This is a genomic window from Haladaptatus sp. SPP-AMP-3, assembly GCF_049568665.1.
GTDB lineage: Archaea > Halobacteriota > Halobacteria > Halobacteriales > Haladaptataceae > Haladaptatus > Haladaptatus paucihalophilus.
Window position 1 is genome coordinate 202667 of the sequence record NZ_CP145897.1, and the last position, 18134, is coordinate 220800.

Here is an 18134-nt window from a genome sequence, read left to right on the forward strand (position 1 = left end):
GACTACTCAGTCCAGCCCCGCCCGTTCTCGGTGTTCCGCGGCCAACTCCTCCGCCCCTTCCCGCGATTGGCACGTCTCCCAGCGGACCTGTTCGGCGTCGCCGTACGTGAGCGCGGTTTTCAACTCGTCGCGTAGGACGCCGACGCCGATTTCCAGTAGCTCGCCGTCGGTTCCCAGTTCGTACACCGCCCAGCGCTCCGGAGCCCGCGCGACCGTCCCCCTGTCGAGTTCTCGCCAGCGCTTTGCGAGCGGCATTATTCGTCGTCCTCGACGAACTCGAACGAGCGCTCGCCCAGTTCGTCCTCCTCGAAGACGAACACTCGGCCCCGCGCGATTTCCGGGCTTGCCTCGACTTCGACGGCGTAGCCGTCTGCCCGGACCGTCACGCCGGGGAACAGTTCCTCCTCCTCGCCGGGTTCGAGGATGACTCGGCCGACGCCCGTCTCTTGCAGGATTTCGTCGTGGGTGTCCCGGTCGTTGACGTAGGTCATGACGCCCTCCGTCTCGGTCGGGTCGGTGACGAGCACCTGAATCAGCTTTCCCGGTTGCGTTCGAAGCGTCCCCTGTACCTTCTTCGGAATTCCGTTGTAGAAGACCTCCCGGCCGTCCGTGTATTCGACGACGATGCCGTCCTCGGTGAGTTCGACGCCGAGCGTATCGGGGGAAACGTCGTTGCGGACACTCATACCCGGCGGTTTGTCGGGGACGGGGAAAAGACCCCCGTTCCGGCGCAACGTTCCGTTCGCAACCGCCGGACGACCCGTGCGGGAGGGCGTGGCGAGCCGCGACCACGAATGAAAATTGATGAATGCCAACATCTACACAATATTATTTTAAAATACCATTTTCTAATCGACATCGTGGAAAGATGGTTTGAAATAAGCCAGTAGTATCAAATGAGTGGAACCGTTACGCACGGACGATGAACACCGTGGTGATAGCTGCGCGGTTGGCCGCCGGACTACTGTTGATACTGGCGAACGGGTACTTCGTCGCCATCGAGTTTGCGCTGACCCGCGTCCGCCAGTACTCCGAATCGGAGTTCGACTCGCCCGACTTGCGGAGGGCGTGGGAAATGACGGAGAACCTCGAAATCTACCTCACGAGCTGTCAGGTCGGCATCACCGCGTCCAGCATCGCGGTCGGTATCGTCGCCGAACCGGCGCTGGCCGCCATCTTCGAGCCGATATTCGCGGGGACGTGGTTGGCGTCGGTCGGAGCGGGGGCGCTCCTCGGATTCCTCATCATCAACCTCGTCCACCTGACGCACGGGGAACAGACGCCGACGTACCTCGGCGTCGAACGCACGAAGTTCGTCTGTCGATACGGCGCGACCCCGCTGTACTGGTTCCACCGGGCCATCGCCCCGATAATCACGCTCGGCGACGGGGTGGCGAAGTGGACCCTGCGTCTGTTCGGCGTCGAAATCACCGGCGCGTGGAAGGACGCGGAAGCCGACGCCATCGAGACCCGCGCCGACCTCCATCAGGAACTCGGCTCCGTCCTCGAACGAGGCGACCTCGCGGACGAGCGCCATCGGGAGGTCTTGAACGCGCTCGCAATCGGCGAGATACCGGTTCGAGACGTCATGATTCCGCGCGAGGACATCGTCTCCCTCTCGACGTCCGATTCCCTCGACGAGAACGTCGAACGCGCCAAGAACAATCCGCACACGCGGTTTCCGCTGGTCGGCGAGTCGCTCTCCGAGTACCACGGGAACGTCTACATGCCCGCGCTGTACGGCGCGGACGACGCGCTCCGGTCGGGCGAAACGGACATCGAGGAGGTGGCACACCCGCCGACGACCGTCGCGGCGGACGAGTCCATCAGCGACGCGGTGGACCAGTTCCAGGCCGAAAACCAGGAACTCGCGCTGGTGGTGGAGGACGGGAAAGTCGTCGGCCTCATCACTGCAACCGACGCGTTGGAGGAAATCGTCGGCGAACTCGAGGACCCGACGGACGAACCGACCGAATCGTCCGCGGCCGCGTGACGGCATCACGTATTGCGTCTACCGCCATCCTCAAGACGGATACCCGCGAAGGCCGACCATGCACGGCCGCGCGAAAGCACCCGCCGCCGGGACGATACTCAACGCACTGGCGACCGGTGTCGGGTCGGCGTTCGCCATCGACATCACGACGACCGCGGAGGTCGAACTGGACGATTCCGGCGAGATACGCGGCGAAATCGCCGACGCTCCCGACGCGGACGCTCGACTCATCGAACGCTGTGCGGAACTCGTCCTCGACGTCGAAGACGAGGCGTTCGGCGCGACGGTCCGCACCGAGAGCGACGTGCCGATGGCCTCCGGCCTGAAGAGTTCGAGCGCCGCGGCGAACGCGACGGTGCTGGCGACGCTTTCGGCGCTCGACGCCGAGATGCGGCGCGAAGACGCCTGCCGAATCGGCGTGCAGGCGGCCCGCGACGCGGGCGTGACGGTTACCGGCGCGTTCGACGACGCCAGCGCGAGCATGCTCGGCGGCGTCACCGTCACCGACAACTCGACGGACGAACTGCTCGCGCGCGACGAGGTGGACTGGGACGTGCTGGTGTGGACGCCGCCGGAGCAGTCGTTCTCCGCCGGCGCGGACGTCTCCCGGTGTCGGCAGGTCGCGCCGATGGCCGAACTGGTGGCCGAACTCGCGCTCGACGGCGACTACGGCCGGGCGATGACCGTCAACGGCTTCGCCTTCTGCGGCGCGCTCGGGTTTTCGGCCGACCCGATGGTGGAAGCCCTGCCGGACGTGGCGGGCGTTTCGCTGTCCGGAACCGGCCCGAGCTTCGTCGCCGTCGGCGGGCGAGAGGTTTTAGCGGACGTACGGAAAAGCTGGCAGTCATTGGAGGGCACGACATGGCTAACGACGACGCAAACAGACGGAACCCGAACGATATGACGCTCGACGAACTGCGCGACGAAATCGAATCCATCGACCGCGAACTGGTGGAACTCATCGCCCGACGGACCTACGTGGCCGACACGGTGGCGGAGGTGAAGTCGGCCCAAGACATCCCGACGACGGACGAGTCACAGGAACAACGCGTGATGGACCGGGCGGGCGAGAACGCCGAGAAGTTCGAAGTGGACTCGAATTTGGTGAAGGCGATTTTCCGGTTGCTCATCGAACTGAACAAGGTGGAGCAACGTGACAAGAGATAACATATAGCACGATATAACGGCGGGGTGTATACCTTCCACTCTCAGAAGCGTCCGTAGTATTAACTCAATTTCCCGTGATGTTCGTAGCATGTTCCCCGAATCTCTCACTACCGACCGTCTCCGTCACGAACGGCTCTGTCACGAGAATGTGGAATTGTTCGAATTCTATCGTATCTGTTCGACGGAAGACGGAATCGACGAGATAACCCGATACATGCCGTGGTCGCCCCACGAGACAGTGAACGAGACGAAGACGTTCATCGACGAGACCGAGCGCAAGTGGAACGACGGAGAGAGCCTGAAATACATCATTCGCCCAAAGGACGATGAGGAAGGTTCGGGAAAGTTCGCCGGGTTGACCGGATTCAAACTCGATTGGAGTCGCCGCACCGGAACGCAGTGGATTTGGCTCCGTAAACCGTTCTGGGGACGGGGGTATAACGGCGAAAGTGCCCTCGCCCTCATCGACCTCACGTTAGAGCGATTCGACCTCGACATCTTTGCAATCACTCACGCCGTCGAGAACGAACAGTCTCAGAGTGCCATCGAGAGGTACATCGAAGAGGCAGGTGGCCAGAGGGACGGACTGCTTCGGAACTGGGTGCCACACGACGACCACGTTTCTGACGAAATTCGGTACACGGTGACGCAAGAACAGTGGCAGGCAGGTGAGACGTAGCGCGAGACATCTGCCGCCTCCTAAGGGGAGCAGAGATGACACTGTCTGTTCGTAAAAGCGGCAAAGTAGACGAAATCTGTAACGTCAGTCTGCGACCTGAACAAGGTGGAGCAACGAGAAAATCGGTGGCGACTGACACAACGCACAGTTCGAAAATCGCCACGAAGAGCTATTACTGATTGCGTCCATCTGTGTCGTGGACGAAAGTGAATGGTCACAAAACAAAGCCGCAGAGTACCGTTTCCCGACAGTTGGTGGGTTCCGATCTTGTCGATACCCATTTCGTTCCTCATTTGGCTGTCGGTAACTCTCCTGAACGCCGCCTTCGCACAGCATATCGGACTACAGGTTTCAGGATATCTGAGTGAGACGGCATCAGTGCTAACCGCCGTGAATTACGCACTCTCCGTGTTCGCCCCGTTCGCACTCTACTACGACCGAACGTATGTGAGCGAGAAATCGAAATGGACGCCAACCCTCCTCTACTTGTTCATCTTTGTTCCGCTGTTGAACGTACTGATTTCGACCTCCTATTTGGCCCGCCGACACCGGTTCGTTGGAACTCCGTAGTTCGTTCCACCCTGAAAATAGAGGCAATCCACATAGGATTTGTCACATCAGTGAGGATCTGGACAAGGTGGAGCAACGAGAAATCGATGATCGAGGTGGGGATTCTAGCGAAACATCGGCGGCGGCGTACTCTTCGGCGGGTTCTCCCTCCTGAAAGTCGGCATCGAATGGGCTCGCTTCCGCGCCGAACACGCCGCCGACCCCGGCGGACTCGCGGCGTGGTTGGCACCGCAAAAGTCAGGCTCAATGTTGGGGGACTGAGGGGAACGACCGCTCTCGCGTGGAGACGCCGTATCGAACGGCGAGCGACTTCGTGAGACTTACCGAGTGACGCGAATCGTCGCCAGCTCTTCGTCCGTAGCGTTCTCACGCCACTGCGTTTGCGAGATGGTGTACGTGCGTAAGTCCCGTGGGCCGCCGGAATCGCCCGGAGGAAGCCAATTTCGGAGGATGCCATCGTACTGCCCGCCGTAGGCATCGACGTACTTCTCGATTGCGCGTTTCGACCGCTCGTTTTCGGGTTCGTGTCCGACGCTCACGAGTTCGAGGTCGAGCAGTTCGAAGGCGACGTACAGCATCGTTCCCGCCCGCTCTGCGGAGTAGCCGCGTCCCCAGCACGGCTCTCGAACCCAAATTCCGAACGACGTCTTGCGTTTGTCCCATTCGAGCCACAGCTCTGCGACGCCGACGAATTCGTCGTCCGCGTTCGACCGCATGGCGTAGGTCGCCCGTTCGCCGGACTCCCACGCGTCCCTGACTTCGGTCAGTTCGTCCATCGTTTCCTTCGGTGTCGCGTGCGGCGTCTCCCCGAGCGGGCGCATCACGGTATCCATCTCGCCGGAGCGGTGATACTCGTAGAGGTCGAGGACGTCGACTGACTCGTGTAGCGGCACGTACCGAAGCCGTTCACTTTCGATAGTCGCCAGAAACAAAGTAGTAGGCATGGGCGTGGATACTGCGGGTTCTCCGACGGGGGCTAAAAGCGACGCGGTGCTCTTCGATGGAACGGCCAATCCGGAGTTCGAAAAAACGACACGGGAGACGGAATCCGTATCGCCAGTTCGATACCCGACCAAATCCCTCAGGGGAGTGGAATCCACGCGGCGCTCGGAAATACACCGGCCATCGCGAGGGTGCCGATGATGAGTGACGTTCCCACGATGCTCGCCGCGGGGGGGTCGAGATGCGTGTCGGCGTGAGCGTAAAAGATTCGTTGTGTGATTTCCCCGAAGAGAGCACCGATAGTACCGAATACGGCCCCTAACAGCACCGCCTCTCCGAGTGGAAGTGCTCCGGCGAGAGTTGCGGGAGTCAGCGACCCGAGCGGCGCGTCGACGCTCGCCAGTACCGCGGTACTAGCTGGGAGCGACATATGGTGTGTCACCGGTATTTCGGGAACGCCCGCATTCACGAACGCCAGTGCAACCACACTGATGCCGAATGCGAGGAAGGCACTCCCGGTTACGTACGTGATATATCCCCCGAGAACGCCGACGACGGTTCCGAGCATCAACACGTTTTCCCACCGACACTGATAGGGCAGCCACGGTTCGACCGATTTCCCGCCGTCGGTTTGGACGGAATCCCCGGATTCACCGCTCTGTGCACGCTCGAAGGGTGACATGTCGAACAGATAGCGCGGTGCCGCACCGATGAGGCTGTAACCGAATACGATTCGGTGGACGAGTGCCGACCCCACGACACCCAACGCCACCGGGTCGAGTGGAAGACCGAGCGTCGCCGAGAGCGTCGCTATCCAATATCCGACGATACCAAAAACACCCCCGACAGCCAGCACGTCGGGCTTGCTACCGAGTCCACGTGTCACTTCCTTCGCCGGGTGATAGTCGAAATCGGTATCGATATCGCCCTTCTTTGCGGCGTACGCGACGGCGGCGGCACCCCCGCCGAACGCCACGTGCGGTCCGAGGACGACGCCGAAGGCGATAGACCCCGTGATGTCTATCGAAGCGAGACCGAGTTCCGCCGTCCGTCCTAAAAGAGCATAGAGTTCACCGACGATTACCAGCAACCCTGCGAGCGTGAACGAGGGGAGCGCTCCGACCGCGGCACCGAACGCGCCGCCCGCGAACGCGGCGGCGATCATCTCGATGGCCCAGAGTTCTGAAAAACTCATCGTGCCCGTTAGACTCCTCGTTCAGTGGCGTTCTCGGCGAGTTCGTCGAATAGTTCCGAGACTCTCCGCTCGATGTCGTCCCGTATTCTCCGCACCACCTCGACTTCCCGTCCGTGCGGGTTATCGAGCGCCCAGTCGCGGGCGTCTCCCCGCCACGTCATCGGACAGACGTTCTCCGCGGAACAGCCCATCGTGATAACGACGTCCGCGTCCATCGTCTCGTCGTGCGTGATTTTTCGCGGAGTCCGGTCTTCGAGGTCGAACCCGTTCTCGGCCATCGTTTCGACGACGACACCGTGGACGTGATTCGCGGGGTCCGTTCCGCCGGTGACGATGCGTACCCGGTCTTCGAGTTCCCGTCGGTCACGCTCTCGCTCGGCGAAAGCGGTCGCCATCTGACTCCGCCCCGCGTTCTGGACGCAGACGAACGCGACCGTGACGGCTCCACCGTCGTTCCGCTCCGTCATTCGCTCCCGTCCCGTCGTGGTTTCCGACCCGTTATCGCGGCGGAGACGATGTACTCGTCGAGGTCGAGGCTGTCGTCCCATTCGCGGATGAACTCCCCGCTATCCTCCTTCGGCGTTATCTCGACGTCGACGAAACCGGCCTCGGTTAGCATTCCTCGCAGTTCGTCGATAGTCGACGCGCCACCGACGCAGGCGGCCACGGATTCGGGATCCGTCCGAACCGCGTCCGGGATGGGGGCGGTCATCACGACGTCGGAGACGGCCACCCGTCCGTCCGGGCGGAGCGCCCGAAACGCCTCGCGGAAGACCTGCGGCTTGTTCGGCGAGAGGTTGATGACGCAGTTCGAGATGACGACGTCGGCCGTCCCGTCGGAGACGGGGAGGTGTTCGATTTCGCCGAGACGGAACTCGACGTTCGTCGCGTCGTTCTTCACGACGTTCTCCCGGGCCTTCTCGACCATCTCGGGAGTCATGTCGACGCCGATAACCCGCCCGGACTCGCCGACCTCCCGTGCGGCGAGGAAGCAGTCGAATCCCGCACCGGACCCGAGGTCGAGCACCGTGTCGCCCGTTTCGAGCGACGCGATGGCGTTCGGATTTCCGCACCCGAGTCCCAAGTCCGCGCCGTCCGCTACCGAGTTCACTTCGTCATCGTCGTAACCGAGTTGCTCCGAACTCTGCGTGGCCGATTCGTCACAGCAACCGTCTCCGTCGGCGCAACCGTCCGTCTCCGTGGCGATTCGGGCGTACCGGTTGCGAACGGCGCGTCGCTGTTCCGCGGCGTCTAGATTCCGAGATTCCTCGTCGGTCGTGTCCGTGTTTTCGCTCATTCGTTTTCACCTCGTGTCGCATCGAGCGCCGCAACGATCCGTTCCGCCCGCGCTGTCGTCCGGTAATACCGCCACGTCCCTTCTTTTCGGCGGGATAGCAACCCGGCGTCGGTGAGGTCGGAAAGCGCGTGGCTGACGGCGCTCTCGCTCACGTCGAACAACGGAGTTATCTCACAGACGCAGAGTTCGTCCTCTGCGGCGGCAAGTAGTCGAGTGATTCGGTACCGTGTCTCGTTTCCGAGGGTTTTCAACGCGTCCAAATCGGTCGCGTAGTCGCTCGGAACCCCTCCCGTGAAGGATTCGAGTTCGTCGAGTCGCGCTTCGACATCGGCGTCACAGCATCCGTCGGACTCGTCCGCGATGAATCGCCGGAGTCTGGTCGTGTCCTGGGTCACGGTTGAGTAATTGAACAACCACTCATATTAGCATTCCGAACACCGCGGTATTTGTTCATTGATAACACGCACCATATATGCGGAAGACATTTAGATGGGACCGACCTCTCGGTGGTAGAGGTGATGCGTATTAACGACGACAATCGCCGTTCTGATTCAGGGGTTCGCTCTCGGCGTCTCGATTGCGGCACCGGTCGGTCCGATCGGCGTCCTGTGCATCCAGCGAACGCTTTCTAAGGGGCGGCTCTCGGGGTTCGTCAGTGGACTCGGAGCGGCGTCCGCGGACGCCGTGTACGGCACCATCGCCGGGTTCGGAATCACGATACTGTCCTCGACGCTGCTCGCCCACCGGACAAGCATCCGTCTCGGAGGCGGGGTCCTCCTCCTGTACCTCGGCGTACAGTCGCTCCGCGCCGAACCAGCGGAAACCGCACCCGCCGCGTCCACCGAACCCACCGCAATTACCGGAACCACCGCACCCACTGCCTCCACACTGGACGTGCCCGAGCTCGTGCGAGACTACGGTTCGACGTTTCTCTTGACGATAACCAATCCCGTGACCATCCTCGCCTTCGTCGGCATCTTCACCGGGTTGGGCGTCGGAGCGTCGGGGAACTATACAGACGCCGTCGCGCTGGTCGGCGGCATCTTCCTCGGGTCGGCGCTCTGGTGGTTCGCGTTGAGTTCCGCCGTGGGGCACTTCCGGACGCGATTCGGACGGTCAACCATGCACTGGGTGAACCGACTCGCGGGCGGGATTATCGCCGGGTTCGGTCTGCTCGCGCTGTGGGGCGGGTTGTAGTCTCGGCGACCGTCGCGGCCACGCTTCCTCCGAATCATTGCTCCACTGTTCCGAGAGGAGTTCGAGGAATGCCAGCAGACCGGCGACGAGTCGAACGGAGCGGGGCTGTCGTCTCGGAAGACATCGCCGGATGTTTTAAAATCGGTTGCGGTCGCGTCCTCAGTACACCCAGAGCCGCTCGATTCGTCCGTCTATCTCCGCGTGGTCGTCTCGTAACGTCTCGACGGCGGTTTCGCCGTTCGCGTTGATGACGTGGACTTCTCCTCTCTCCCCGGAGTAGACGTCTTGGAAGTCGTATACGACGCCGATGACGTCCACGTCGTCCGGGATATCGTCGCCGTCCAGGAGGAATTCGACCTGTCTATCGACGTTGTACTCGACGAGGCGGTTGATGGCACCCTCCCGGTCCACGTCGTCCGGGAGCGCTTCGACGCCCGCTTCGAGGCGGGGTTTCAGCAGGTCGAGGCAGTGTTCGATACCCGCGGGTTCGGACACGCCGTCCGTCAAAGCGTCGTACGTCGCCGTGACGGCTCCACAGCCCGTGTGTCCTACGACGACGACGATTTTCGTCCCCGTGTGCTCGACCGGGTAGAGCACGTCGCCGGAGACGACTTCACCGTCGTCCGTGCGCTGGACGACGCGGTTTCCGATGTTGCCGCACGTGAAGACGTCGCCGGGTTCGTCGTTCCCCCAGATGTGGTCCTGCAGGACGCGCGAGTCCGAGCAACAGACGGTGACGACGCCCGGTCGTTGGGAGTCCTGTACGTCGTCAAATCGGGTCCGGAACGCCGCGGCGTGGTCCGCGTTTCGCTGCAACATTTTGACGAACCTGGAGTGCATGGTCGTATGGACTCCCCGCTTCGAGTTTATCCCTTGGGTTTCCGGCCGATTCGCGTCGGAACGTGGTCGAAATCGGCGCGAACGAGGTCGGTGTCGGAATCGGATGGAATTCAGAGCGGATGGAACTGGTGGTGACGGACGCCGCGACCAAACGGGACGATTCTTGTCGAACGGGTTCGTACCGAATCGTATGAACGAGACACGGCGGGCCGTCTTGGACGCGCTCGCGGACGGGCCGATTTCCGGGCCGGAACTCGCGGACAGCCTCGGCATCTCGCGGAACGCGATTTGGAAACACGTCGAGGCGCTCCGTACCGCCGGGTTCGAAATCGAGAGCACGAGCGGTGGCTACTTCCTCGATGACGTCCCCGAGTTCGGTCCATCGGTCGAGTACGGACTCGACGCCCCGTTTTCCATCGAATACCACGACTCCATCGGGAGCACGAACGACCGAGCGCGGAAACTGGCCGAGGAGGGTGCCGAAGATGTCGTCGTACTGGCGGACGAGCAGGTCGGCGGCCGGGGACGTCTCGAACGAGCGTGGGTCGGTCCGTCCGGCGGCGTCTGGTTGAGTCTCGTGCTCCGCCCGGACATCCCGCCAGCGCACGCGCCGCTCCTGACGCTCGCCGCCGCCGTCGCGGTGGCGCGAGCGGCGCGGGAGGCAGGCGTCCCGGCGGAGATAAAGTGGCCGAACGACGTCCTCGTGAGCGAATCGAACGAGGGCCAGTCGGAGCAAGGCACCGCCGCCGGAGCGAGAGGCGGAGAGAAGCTCTGTGGCATCCTCACCGAGATGGAAGGCGAGGCGAATCGCGTCTCGTGGGTCATCGTCGGCCCCGGAATCAACGTCAACATCCCGGCCGACGACCTCCCGGAGGGCGCGACGAGCGTGCAGGAAGTCGTCGGGAGCGTGAACCGACGGGTGTTCGTCCAACAAGTGTTAGAGGAGTTCGACGCGCTCCGAACGGACGTGGATGCCGTCCTTCCGGCGTGGCGCGAACTGTCGGCGACGCTGGGCCAGCGGGTACGGGTCGAAACGCCGGACGGGGACGTGGTTGGAACAGCGGTCGATATCGTCACGCCGGGCGCGCTGGTCGTCGAGACTGAAGATGGAGACGTCCGCGTTCACGCGGGCGATTGCGACCACCTTCGCCCGGCGAACTGACGACCGACGAAAGTGTCGGAGGTTGGAACTGACGGCGTTCAGCTACTGCCGTGTGCTTTGCCGGTCGCCGAGACGTCCGGTCCGTCGTCCTCGCCGCCGACGCGGACCGTGAGGACGGGGACGGTCGAAGCGCGGACGACGCGCTCGGCCACGCTACCGAGCAGGAGGCGGTCGATGCCGCCGCGTCCGTGCGTTCCCATCACGATGAGGTCGAATCCGTCCAATTCGGCGTAGCGGACTATCTCCCTGTTCGGCGGCCCCTCGAGCAGGTGGGTCGTCAGCGAAACGTCGTACTCCTCCGCGACGCGGCGGGCGTCTTCGAGCGCCGATTTGCCCTCCTCTTCGAGCATGTCGGAGACGCCCTCCCACGACGACTCCATGGGGAGGCTGGCGAACGTCGAGGAGTTGATGACGTATATCGCGTGCAGTTCCGCGCCGTGCGCCTCGGCCAGTTCGGCGGCGTGTGCGATGACGCACGTCGTCTCCTCCGAACCGTCGGTCGGGACGAGAATTCGGTCGTACATGGAAGTGTTACCGAATGCCACGGTGTGGGTTGTCTTAACTCATTTGGTGAGAAGTTCCTTCGAACCGAAACGGCATCGGTCGCGGGAGGCACGTTCCCGAAGCCCGGCGCGACCACGGCGGCGGGTCGGCCGTCAGTGAGACGGTGAGGCGGCGAACAGCGGTAACGTGACGGACGCCGATGGGATACCGACCTACAGCACCACGTCGGTTACGTCGCTCGCACCCGCCCGACGGACCACCGAACGAACCACGTCGCGGTTTCCGGCGAGGTTGTCCGAGTCGCCGTCGAGGACGAGCAGTTTCGCGTCGCGTCCGGGTTCGATGACGCCGCGGTTCAGCCCCGCGATGCGCGCCCCGTTTCGCGTCGCCATCCGGAGCACTTCGCGAGGGGAGACGTCCGTCAACTTCGCCGTGAACTCCATCTCGCGGAACATCGACGGACTGTTCAACATCACGTTGTCCGTCCCGAGCGCGACCGTCGTCCGTTCGAGAAGGTCCCGAATCGGGGGCATACCGACCCCGGTCACGAGGTTCGAGCGCGGACAGACCGCGATGGGAATCTCGCTGTCTTCGATTCGGTCGAGGTGAATCGGCTCGGGGTGGACGACGTGAACGAGAAAATCCGGCGAGAGGTCGAGCGCCGGGTTGATGTCGCTCGGGTCGGCCTCGCCCGCGTGGATTCCGAACGTCTTCCCTGCCCGTTTCGTCGCCGTCCGTTCACGCCCGAAGTCGGCGTCGTTGGCACCGCTCGCGCCGAATCCGTCCGCCGCTTCCATCGCATCGACCGTCTCCCGGCCGAGGATGAACGGATCGATGTCCAAGCTCTCGACGGCCTCGCGGAGGGCGAAGACGCCCTCGACGCCGCCCTCGCGGAATTCGAGAAACGAGGCGGTACCCGTCGATTGCATGAACTCCAACGACCGTCGCATCGCTTCGACCTTCTTCGCACGCGACGTCTCCCGGAGAAGTCGGTGTTTGAGACCGTCCGGCGGCGCGACGAGTTCTTCCAACGATAGCCCCGCACCGGCCTCCTTCGCGATGGAGTCTCCGATGTGGGTGTGTGCGTTGACGAACGCCGGACAGACGATGTTCGACGACGAAACGGACTCCTCTTCGATTGCGGTTATCGTACCATCCTCGACGACGACGCGACCTTCCACGGGGTCGAAGTTCGGCCCGGATAGGATGGTTCCCTCCACGAACATAGATGGCGATTATCAATTGTCGGACTTAAACGCCTCGTCCCGTCCAAATCCGTCGATTTCTGCGTTCGGTCACTCCTCTTCCCCTTCGTCCGCCTCGAAATCGGTCAACGTCGTCCGGACGCCTGTCCGGATGTCGCTGACGAGCGCGCCGTCGGTCTCCAACCCGAGGACGCGCTCGGCCGCGTGCCCGACCGCCTCCGTCGTCTCCGCCGGGGTGTACACGCCGAGTCGCCATTGGTCGCGTTGGACCTGCTGGAGCGCCCGTACCAGCGTCGATTGCTTTGCGAGCGGCCGAATCTCGCCGTTGACGACGACCCGCGACGACGATTCGGTCATCTTCGGACGGCTCGGAACGTCGAGCGTGACGTGCTCCGAATCGACGCCCGCGTCCGCCGCGATGTCGTCTTCGTACTCCCGGATGGTCTCGTGGTCCGCGTCGATGATGTCGTCCGAAACGTCCACCATCTCCGCCCAGACGGCGCGTTTGTAGAGGTCGCGGTCCGACAGCCGTCGCGCGAGTTCGGCGGTTTCCGGGTTCGTTCGGAGGGCGACGAGCAGGTCGTGGTCGTCCATCCGTCGCAACTGCTCGGCGTCGATGTCGGGCGAACCGAGCAGTCGTTCGCTGGCCCGCTGGAGCATCGACTTGCTGATTCGCGTGACGTGGTGGTTGTACACCGTCGGGTTCATCAGTGCACGCGCGACGAGAAGGCTCTCTGCGGTCTGGACGTTCCCCTCCGCGAGGACGAGTTTGCCGTCGAAGAACGTCAGTTCGTGCGTCAGTCGCTCGTGGTCGATGGTGCCGTAGGGAACCCCGGTGTGGTGGGCGTCCCGGACGAGGTAGTCCATCCGGTCCACGTCGAGTTCGCCGGAGACGACCTGCCCGAGTTCTCCCTCGCCCGCGATGAGTCCGGCGATGGTGTCCGGGTCCAAGTCGTGGTCGCGGAGGATATCGCCGACCTCGGTGTCCGCGAGGAGGTCGTGAACGTCGTCGTGGTATTTGCCCGTCCGGCGGTGAATGAGTTCCTCGATGGTGTGACTGTACGGCGAATGGCCGATATCGTGGAGGAGGGCGGCCGCACGGACGCGTTCGGCCTGCACGCCTTCGATACCGAGGTTGGTGAGGGCTTCGCGGGCCAGATGGTACACGCCGAGGCTGTGCTCGAATCGGGTATGGTTTGCAGAGGGGTAGACGAGACGGGCCGTTCCGAGTTGCGTGATATGTCGCAATCGCTGGACCGCGTGCGTATCGAGGAGGTCGTTCGCAACGCCGACGACCTCGATGTGGTCGTGAACGCTGTCCTTGATAGTCTTCATTACGTGACCGTTGGTCCGTCATGGTATAAAAACCGAAGGACGAGGCTTTATGCCCTCTCTCGAAGGAATCCGAACCATGGTCACGTTTCTCTCAGGGGGGACGGGCACCCCCAAACTGTTGGAGGGTTCCGCGTCGGTCGTTTCGCGCGCCGAGACGACCGTCGTCGGCAACACGGGGGACGACGTCGAACTCGGCGGCCTCCTCGTCTGTCCCGACATCGACACGGTGTTGTTCCAGCAAGGGGACGTCCTCGACCGCGAACTGTGGTGGGGAATCGCCGACGACACGACGGCGACGCACGACGAACTCCATCGCCTCGCCGAGTCGGCAGGACTCGACGGAGGACCGCGATACCTCCCGGACGACCGGCAGACGAGCGGACGGGACATCTCTCGTTGGCGGCGATTCTCCGGCGTCGCGGAGTTCATGCTCCTCGGCGACCGCGACCGGGCGGTACACGTCACCCGGACGGGGTTGCTGGACGAGGGGAAGACGCTCACCGAGACGACGCGGATTCTGGCCGACGCCTTCGATTCGCCGACGGACGTCGTTCCGATGAGCGACGACCCCGTTGCGAGCATCATCCACACGCCCGACGGGGAGATGCACTTTCAGGAGTTCTGGGTCGCACGCGGCGGCGAACCGGCGGTCACGGACGTGGAGTTCCGCGGCGCGAGCGAGGCCCGGCCGTCGCCCGCCGCCCTCGACGCGCTGACGGACGGCCCCGTCGTCATCGGACCGTCGAATCCGGTGACGAGCATCGGGCCGATGCTCGCCATCGACGCCATCCGCGACGCGCTCGAATCGACCACCGTGGTCGCGGTGTCGCCGTTCGTCGAGGACCGCGCCTTCTCCGGACCCGCGGCGAAACTGATGGAGGCGGTCGGCTACCAACCGAGCACGGCGGGCGTGGCGGAGTCGTACCCGTTCGTCGATGCCTTCGTCCTGGACGACGACGACGGAACGACGCTCGACCGCCCGACGGTTCGAACGGACACGAAGATGGACGACGCGGCGGACGCGGCGCGCGTCGCCCGCACGGTGAGCGACGCGCTGGAGGTGGCCTGATGTTCGAGCCACGGGTCGCGCTCGCCAGCCTCAGCGGGGAGTCCGACGCGGACTGGGCGCGCACCGCGTCGAAACACGTCGGCGCGGCGTTCCTGGGCGGCATCGCGTTGGACGACGAGACGCGGAAAGCGGCGAGGCAGTTGGTGTCGCGCGAGCGAAACGAGTTCCTGCCGGACGACCCCGTTTCGTTCGTGGACGAGCAACTCGCCGCGCTCGCGGACGTGCCGGTTCGCCCCGGCATCAACGTCCGCTCCGCCACCCTTCCGCCGATTCGCGCCGTCGGGGACGTGTGCGAGCGTCACGGCGCGATACTGGAACTCAACGCCCACTGCCGACAGGAAGAAATGTGCGCGGTCGGTGCCGGACAATCACTTCTCCGAGACGCGGACCGCCTCTGCCAACAGGTTCGCGCGGCGACCGAAACGGGGGCCACGGTGAGCGTCAAGGTTCGAACCGAAGTTCCCGGCGTGAACCTTCCGCGGGTCGCACGGCGGGCCGCGGACGCGGGCGCGGATGTCGTTCACATCGACGCGATGGATTCGGAACACGTCGTGGCGGACGTCGCGGACGCCACCGACTGCTTCCTCGTGGCGAACAACGGCGTCCGCGACGGGAAAACGGTCGTCGAGTACCTCGACCACGGCGCGGACGCGGTGAGCGTCGGGCGAGCGAGCGACAAACCCGAGGTGCTCTCTCGGGTCTGTCGCACGACCGACGAGTGGTTCGCGGAGGTGGCGGTATGACGCCCGCAGAACACGCCCAACTGGCGCTGTTGCTGGAGGTCGCCGGGACGCCGAAACCCGGAAACGTGGATCGCGACCGGGACTTCCCCGACTTGCGCTTCGAGCACTTCCTCGCCGGGGCCATCGGGTCCGGGACGGGACTCAGGGCCGCCGAGGAAGGGAAACCGGTCGGCGAGGCGTTCGAGCAAGCCGTCGAGGGCATGAGTCACCAAGAGGGTGGCAACACCCAGTTCGGCGCGTTGCTGTTGTTGGTTCCGCTGGTGAAAGCCGACGAGTTGTCCCCCGAGAGGGTGACGGAGGTCGTGGAGGCGACGACGGTCGAGGACGCCGAGGGATTCTATCGTGCGTTCGAACACGTCGACGTGGCCGTCTCGGACCCGCCCGAGGGGATGGACGAGTTCGACGTTCGACGCGGAAGCAGCGCGGTTCCGGCCCTCAGGGAGGCCGACACCACGCTTTACGACGTGATGGAACTGAGCGCCGACAAGGACGGCGTTGCCCGCGAGTGGACGAACGGGTTCCCGCGCACGTTCCAAGCGAGCGAGCGAATCGCCGAACTGGACGGCGGCATCTCCGCCCGCGCGGCGCAGGTGTACCTCGAATTCCTCGCCCACGAACCGGACACCTTCGTGGCGAAACGCCACGGGAAGAAGGTCGCCGAGAGCGTCCTCGTCCGGGCACAGGAAGCGCTTCAGGAGGCGCGCGAGGGGAACCCGGAACTCGTCACGGCGTTCGCCGACTCGTTGGTCGAGGAGGGAATCAACCCCGGCACGACCGCCGACATCGTGGCCGGTGGCCTGTTCGTCGCGTTGGAACGGGGCGTCTCGCCGTGACCGACGCCGACTGGCCGGTCGAACTGCGCGGCGTGACCGAATCCGTCGTCACGACGCTCGGACCGAACGGGTTGTGGAACGCGGCCGCGCTCGGCCTCCATGCCGACGATGACGACCGTAACGACCCAGTGACGGTCCGAACGTGGGGAAACACCCGAACTCGGCGGAACTTCCACCGACGGGGCGGCGGCGTCGTCCAGTTCACCCGCGACCCCGTGGATTTCGCGGAGGCCGCGCTCTCGATTCGGGAGGACGAAGAGTCGGTCCTCGATTCCGCGGACGCGTGGGTCGAAGTGGAGGCCGAACGGGTCGGTTCGGGTGAAACCGACGGCACGAGCTGGGAGGAGTGGGAGCTGACGCCGGTCGAGTCGGCGGTTCGGGAACGGCGGGTGCCGCTGACGGACCGCGGTTTCGCGGCGGTCGTGGAGGCGACGGTAGCGGCGTCCCGGCTGGGAGTGGACGGGTTCGATGACGCGGACCTCCGCGCACGGTTGGACTACTTCGAGGAGGTCGCGCGGACGTGCGGCGGCGAGCGCGAACGAGTCGCGTTCGACCGGATTCGGGAATTCGTCGAGTGGTGAGGCACGTTCGTCGGCGATTTCGACCCCTCCGTCCGCCGATGGGTCGGGGTGATTTCAAAAGAGGTATCACCCACGCTCGCACTACCCGCCGAGTATGAAACCCCGGTTCGTGGGTCGGCTTTCGCTCGCCGACGCGGTGACGGTATCGAACGCCGCGCTCGGCTTTCTGGCGGTTTCGGTCGCCACCGCGAACCCGAGGCTGGCCGCGCGCCTCGTCCTGCTCGCGGCCGTCGCGGACGGACTCGACGGGGTGCTCGCCCGCCACGTCGGCAGTTCCGCGGCCGGGCCGTATCTCGATTCGCTGGCCGATGTGGCTTCGTTCTCGGTCGCACCGGCGATGCTGGTCGTCGCCGTCGTGCGACAGACGTGGGGGTTCGACCCGCTTCGCGTGGCGATTGCGACGCTCGGCGGTGCGCTGTTCGTCGCCATGGCCATCGTCAGGCTCGGGCTGTACACCGCCTACGACACCGACGACGACGTGACCGAGGGGATTCCGACGACGCTCGCGTCCGTCATCCTCGCCGCGGGCGTCCTCGCTGGCTTCACCGACCCCACCGTGGTCGTCGCGCTCACGTTCGTCCTCGCGGGACTGATGGTCTCGACGATAACCTATCCCGACCTGTTGGCCCGCGACGCGCTCATCATGGGCGTCGTCCACTCGCTCACCATCCTCGTTCCCGGTTTTAAGGGACGGGCGTTTCCGTACGCCCTGTTGACGCTCGCGCTGGCATATCTCGTCCTCGCGCCTGGATTCTACTGGCGCGAGACTGAGGGGAAGACCCCCTCGACGAAGACGACAGAAGGGAAACGCTCTTGACGGCT

Annotated in this window: 23 protein-coding genes; 12 read left to right on the forward strand and 11 right to left on the reverse strand. The window is 64.1% G+C overall.

The window, feature by feature from the left end; genetic code table 11:
* Positions 1–6: 6 nt before the first annotated feature.
* Both V5735_RS01360 and V5735_RS01365 read right to left on the reverse strand, forming a co-directional pair.
* Entirely contained in the window at positions 7–255 is a 249-nt protein-coding gene (locus V5735_RS01360) for a DUF7508 domain-containing protein (RefSeq protein ID WP_423744722.1), read from the reverse strand.
* Positions 255–686 carry a DUF5796 family protein gene (locus tag V5735_RS01365; protein WP_423744723.1) on the reverse strand — a complete coding sequence of 144 codons (432 nt, stop codon included), beginning with the start codon at positions 684–686 and terminating at the stop codon, positions 255–257. Before V5735_RS01365 ends, V5735_RS01360 begins: the two co-directional genes overlap by 1 nt.
* Positions 687–922: 236 nt before the next feature.
* Here V5735_RS01365 and V5735_RS01370 point away from each other — a divergent pair, with 236 nt between their 5' ends.
* The 5 genes from V5735_RS01370 to V5735_RS01390 all read left to right on the forward strand — a co-directional run bounded on the left by V5735_RS01370 (position 923) and on the right by V5735_RS01390 (position 4409).
* Positions 923–1993 (forward strand): CNNM domain-containing protein, encoded by a 1071-nt coding sequence (locus V5735_RS01370; protein ID WP_423744724.1) that lies wholly within the window; start codon positions 923–925, stop codon positions 1991–1993.
* Positions 1994–2051: 58 nt separating this feature from the next.
* Entirely contained in the window at positions 2052–2897 is an 846-nt protein-coding gene (locus tag V5735_RS01375; RefSeq protein ID WP_423744725.1) for a shikimate kinase, read from the forward strand.
* A complete protein-coding gene (locus V5735_RS01380; RefSeq protein ID WP_423744726.1) occupies positions 2855–3160 on the forward strand; it encodes a chorismate mutase in 306 nt (101 codons plus the stop codon). The genes V5735_RS01375 and V5735_RS01380 overlap by 43 nt, the downstream gene beginning before the upstream one ends.
* A gap of 88 nt (positions 3161–3248) precedes the next feature.
* Positions 3249–3839, forward strand: coding sequence for a GNAT family N-acetyltransferase (locus V5735_RS01385; RefSeq protein ID WP_423744727.1), 591 nt, complete (start codon positions 3249–3251; stop codon positions 3837–3839).
* Positions 3840–4049: 210 nt separating this feature from the next.
* Positions 4050–4409 (forward strand): hypothetical protein, encoded by a 360-nt coding sequence (locus tag V5735_RS01390; protein ID WP_423744728.1) that lies wholly within the window; start codon positions 4050–4052, stop codon positions 4407–4409.
* Positions 4410–4729: 320 nt separating this feature from the next.
* Here the strand turns inward: V5735_RS01390 and V5735_RS01395 are convergent, their stop codons facing one another.
* From V5735_RS01395 to V5735_RS01415, 5 genes are all read right to left on the reverse strand, one after another.
* On the reverse strand, positions 4730–5353 hold the full coding sequence (locus V5735_RS01395; protein WP_423744729.1) for a GNAT family N-acetyltransferase: 624 nt from the start codon (positions 5351–5353) through the stop codon (positions 4730–4732).
* Positions 5354–5490: 137 nt separating this feature from the next.
* On the reverse strand, positions 5491–6546 hold the full coding sequence (locus tag V5735_RS01400) for a hypothetical protein (RefSeq protein ID WP_423744730.1): 1056 nt from the start codon (positions 6544–6546) through the stop codon (positions 5491–5493).
* 8 nt (positions 6547–6554) lie between these two features.
* A complete protein-coding gene (locus V5735_RS01405; RefSeq protein WP_423744731.1) occupies positions 6555–7013 on the reverse strand; it encodes a low molecular weight phosphatase family protein in 459 nt (152 codons plus the stop codon).
* Positions 7010–7843, reverse strand: a complete 834-nt coding sequence (locus V5735_RS01410) for an arsenite methyltransferase (protein WP_423744732.1) — start codon at positions 7841–7843, stop codon at positions 7010–7012. The genes V5735_RS01405 and V5735_RS01410 overlap by 4 nt, the downstream gene beginning before the upstream one ends.
* Entirely contained in the window at positions 7840–8238 is a 399-nt protein-coding gene (locus tag V5735_RS01415; protein WP_423744733.1) for an ArsR/SmtB family transcription factor, read from the reverse strand. The genes V5735_RS01410 and V5735_RS01415 overlap by 4 nt, the downstream gene beginning before the upstream one ends.
* Before the next feature lie 217 nt (positions 8239–8455).
* Between V5735_RS01415 and V5735_RS01420 the strand changes: the two genes are divergently transcribed.
* Positions 8456–9040, forward strand: coding sequence for a LysE family translocator (locus tag V5735_RS01420; RefSeq protein ID WP_423746047.1), 585 nt, complete (start codon positions 8456–8458; stop codon positions 9038–9040).
* Between the two features lie 159 nt (positions 9041–9199).
* Here V5735_RS01420 and V5735_RS01425 read toward each other — a convergent pair whose 3' ends face one another.
* Positions 9200–9880 (reverse strand): carbonic anhydrase, encoded by a 681-nt coding sequence (locus V5735_RS01425; protein ID WP_423744734.1) that lies wholly within the window; start codon positions 9878–9880, stop codon positions 9200–9202.
* A gap of 190 nt (positions 9881–10070) precedes the next feature.
* Here V5735_RS01425 and V5735_RS01430 point away from each other — a divergent pair, with 190 nt between their 5' ends.
* A complete protein-coding gene (locus V5735_RS01430; protein WP_423744735.1) occupies positions 10071–11042 on the forward strand; it encodes a biotin--[acetyl-CoA-carboxylase] ligase in 972 nt (323 codons plus the stop codon).
* 38 nt (positions 11043–11080) lie between these two features.
* Here V5735_RS01430 and V5735_RS01435 read toward each other — a convergent pair whose 3' ends face one another.
* The 3 genes from V5735_RS01435 to V5735_RS01445 form a co-directional block, all read right to left on the reverse strand.
* Positions 11081–11566: a universal stress protein gene (locus tag V5735_RS01435; RefSeq protein ID WP_423744736.1), complete on the reverse strand. Its 486-nt coding sequence runs from the start codon at positions 11564–11566 to the stop codon at positions 11081–11083.
* A 192-nt stretch (positions 11567–11758) separates the two neighbouring features.
* Positions 11759–12772 carry an amidohydrolase family protein gene (locus tag V5735_RS01440; protein WP_423744737.1) on the reverse strand — a complete coding sequence of 338 codons (1014 nt, stop codon included), beginning with the start codon at positions 12770–12772 and terminating at the stop codon, positions 11759–11761.
* Positions 12773–12841: 69 nt separating this feature from the next.
* The gene (locus V5735_RS01445; RefSeq protein WP_423744738.1) at positions 12842–14086 is read right to left on the reverse strand and encodes an HD domain-containing protein; all 1245 of its coding nucleotides are present in this window, start codon (positions 14084–14086) and stop codon (positions 12842–12844) included.
* A 76-nt stretch (positions 14087–14162) separates the two neighbouring features.
* Here V5735_RS01445 and cofD point away from each other — a divergent pair, with 76 nt between their 5' ends.
* From cofD to V5735_RS01470, 5 genes are all read left to right on the forward strand, one after another.
* Positions 14163–15155 carry a 2-phospho-L-lactate transferase gene (gene cofD / locus V5735_RS01450; protein WP_423744739.1) on the forward strand — a complete coding sequence of 331 codons (993 nt, stop codon included), beginning with the start codon at positions 14163–14165 and terminating at the stop codon, positions 15153–15155.
* A complete protein-coding gene (locus V5735_RS01455; protein WP_423744740.1) occupies positions 15155–15898 on the forward strand; it encodes a tRNA-dihydrouridine synthase in 744 nt (247 codons plus the stop codon). The genes cofD and V5735_RS01455 overlap by 1 nt, the downstream gene beginning before the upstream one ends.
* The gene (locus V5735_RS01460) at positions 15895–16731 is read left to right on the forward strand and encodes a triphosphoribosyl-dephospho-CoA synthase (RefSeq protein WP_423744741.1); all 837 of its coding nucleotides are present in this window, start codon (positions 15895–15897) and stop codon (positions 16729–16731) included. Before V5735_RS01455 ends, V5735_RS01460 begins: the two co-directional genes overlap by 4 nt.
* Positions 16728–17312, forward strand: coding sequence for a DUF447 domain-containing protein (locus V5735_RS01465; protein WP_423744742.1), 585 nt, complete (start codon positions 16728–16730; stop codon positions 17310–17312). The genes V5735_RS01460 and V5735_RS01465 overlap by 4 nt, the downstream gene beginning before the upstream one ends.
* A gap of 94 nt (positions 17313–17406) precedes the next feature.
* Complete coding sequence (locus V5735_RS01470; RefSeq protein ID WP_423744743.1) at positions 17407–18129, forward strand: protein sorting system archaetidylserine synthase; 723 nt, start codon at positions 17407–17409, stop codon at positions 18127–18129.
* Positions 18130–18134: the final 5 nt, after the last annotated feature.

What these genes read in the sequence shown, in the direction of transcription:
- V5735_RS01380 (WP_423744726.1), top strand. Translation starts at nt 2,855, where the DNA reads ATGGCTAACGACGACGCAAACAGACGGAACCCGAACGATATGACGCTC.
- V5735_RS01395 (WP_423744729.1), bottom strand. Translation starts at nt 5,353, where the DNA reads ATGCCTACTACTTTGTTTCTGGCGACTATCGAAAGTGAACGGCTTCGG.
- V5735_RS01410 (WP_423744732.1), bottom strand. Translation starts at nt 7,843, where the DNA reads ATGAGCGAAAACACGGACACGACCGACGAGGAATCTCGGAATCTAGAC.
- V5735_RS01400 (WP_423744730.1), bottom strand. Translation starts at nt 6,546, where the DNA reads ATGAGTTTTTCAGAACTCTGGGCCATCGAGATGATCGCCGCCGCGTTC.
- V5735_RS01455 (WP_423744740.1), top strand. Translation starts at nt 15,155, where the DNA reads ATGTTCGAGCCACGGGTCGCGCTCGCCAGCCTCAGCGGGGAGTCCGAC.
- V5735_RS01360 (WP_423744722.1), bottom strand. Translation starts at nt 255, where the DNA reads ATGCCGCTCGCAAAGCGCTGGCGAGAACTCGACAGGGGGACGGTCGCG.
- V5735_RS01365 (WP_423744723.1), bottom strand. Translation starts at nt 686, where the DNA reads ATGAGTGTCCGCAACGACGTTTCCCCCGATACGCTCGGCGTCGAACTC.
- V5735_RS01470 (WP_423744743.1), top strand. Translation starts at nt 17,407, where the DNA reads ATGAAACCCCGGTTCGTGGGTCGGCTTTCGCTCGCCGACGCGGTGACG.
- V5735_RS01445 (WP_423744738.1), bottom strand. Translation starts at nt 14,086, where the DNA reads ATGAAGACTATCAAGGACAGCGTTCACGACCACATCGAGGTCGTCGGC.
- V5735_RS01385 (WP_423744727.1), top strand. Translation starts at nt 3,249, where the DNA reads ATGTTCCCCGAATCTCTCACTACCGACCGTCTCCGTCACGAACGGCTC.
- V5735_RS01370 (WP_423744724.1), top strand. Translation starts at nt 923, where the DNA reads ATGAACACCGTGGTGATAGCTGCGCGGTTGGCCGCCGGACTACTGTTG.
- V5735_RS01405 (WP_423744731.1), bottom strand. Translation starts at nt 7,013, where the DNA reads ATGACGGAGCGGAACGACGGTGGAGCCGTCACGGTCGCGTTCGTCTGC.
- V5735_RS01375 (WP_423744725.1), top strand. Translation starts at nt 2,052, where the DNA reads ATGCACGGCCGCGCGAAAGCACCCGCCGCCGGGACGATACTCAACGCA.
- V5735_RS01460 (WP_423744741.1), top strand. Translation starts at nt 15,895, where the DNA reads ATGACGCCCGCAGAACACGCCCAACTGGCGCTGTTGCTGGAGGTCGCC.
- V5735_RS01440 (WP_423744737.1), bottom strand. Translation starts at nt 12,772, where the DNA reads ATGTTCGTGGAGGGAACCATCCTATCCGGGCCGAACTTCGACCCCGTG.
- V5735_RS01435 (WP_423744736.1), bottom strand. Translation starts at nt 11,566, where the DNA reads ATGTACGACCGAATTCTCGTCCCGACCGACGGTTCGGAGGAGACGACG.
- V5735_RS01390 (WP_423744728.1), top strand. Translation starts at nt 4,050, where the DNA reads ATGGTCACAAAACAAAGCCGCAGAGTACCGTTTCCCGACAGTTGGTGG.
- V5735_RS01430 (WP_423744735.1), top strand. Translation starts at nt 10,071, where the DNA reads ATGAACGAGACACGGCGGGCCGTCTTGGACGCGCTCGCGGACGGGCCG.
- cofD (WP_423744739.1), top strand. Translation starts at nt 14,163, where the DNA reads ATGGTCACGTTTCTCTCAGGGGGGACGGGCACCCCCAAACTGTTGGAG.
- V5735_RS01425 (WP_423744734.1), bottom strand. Translation starts at nt 9,880, where the DNA reads ATGCACTCCAGGTTCGTCAAAATGTTGCAGCGAAACGCGGACCACGCC.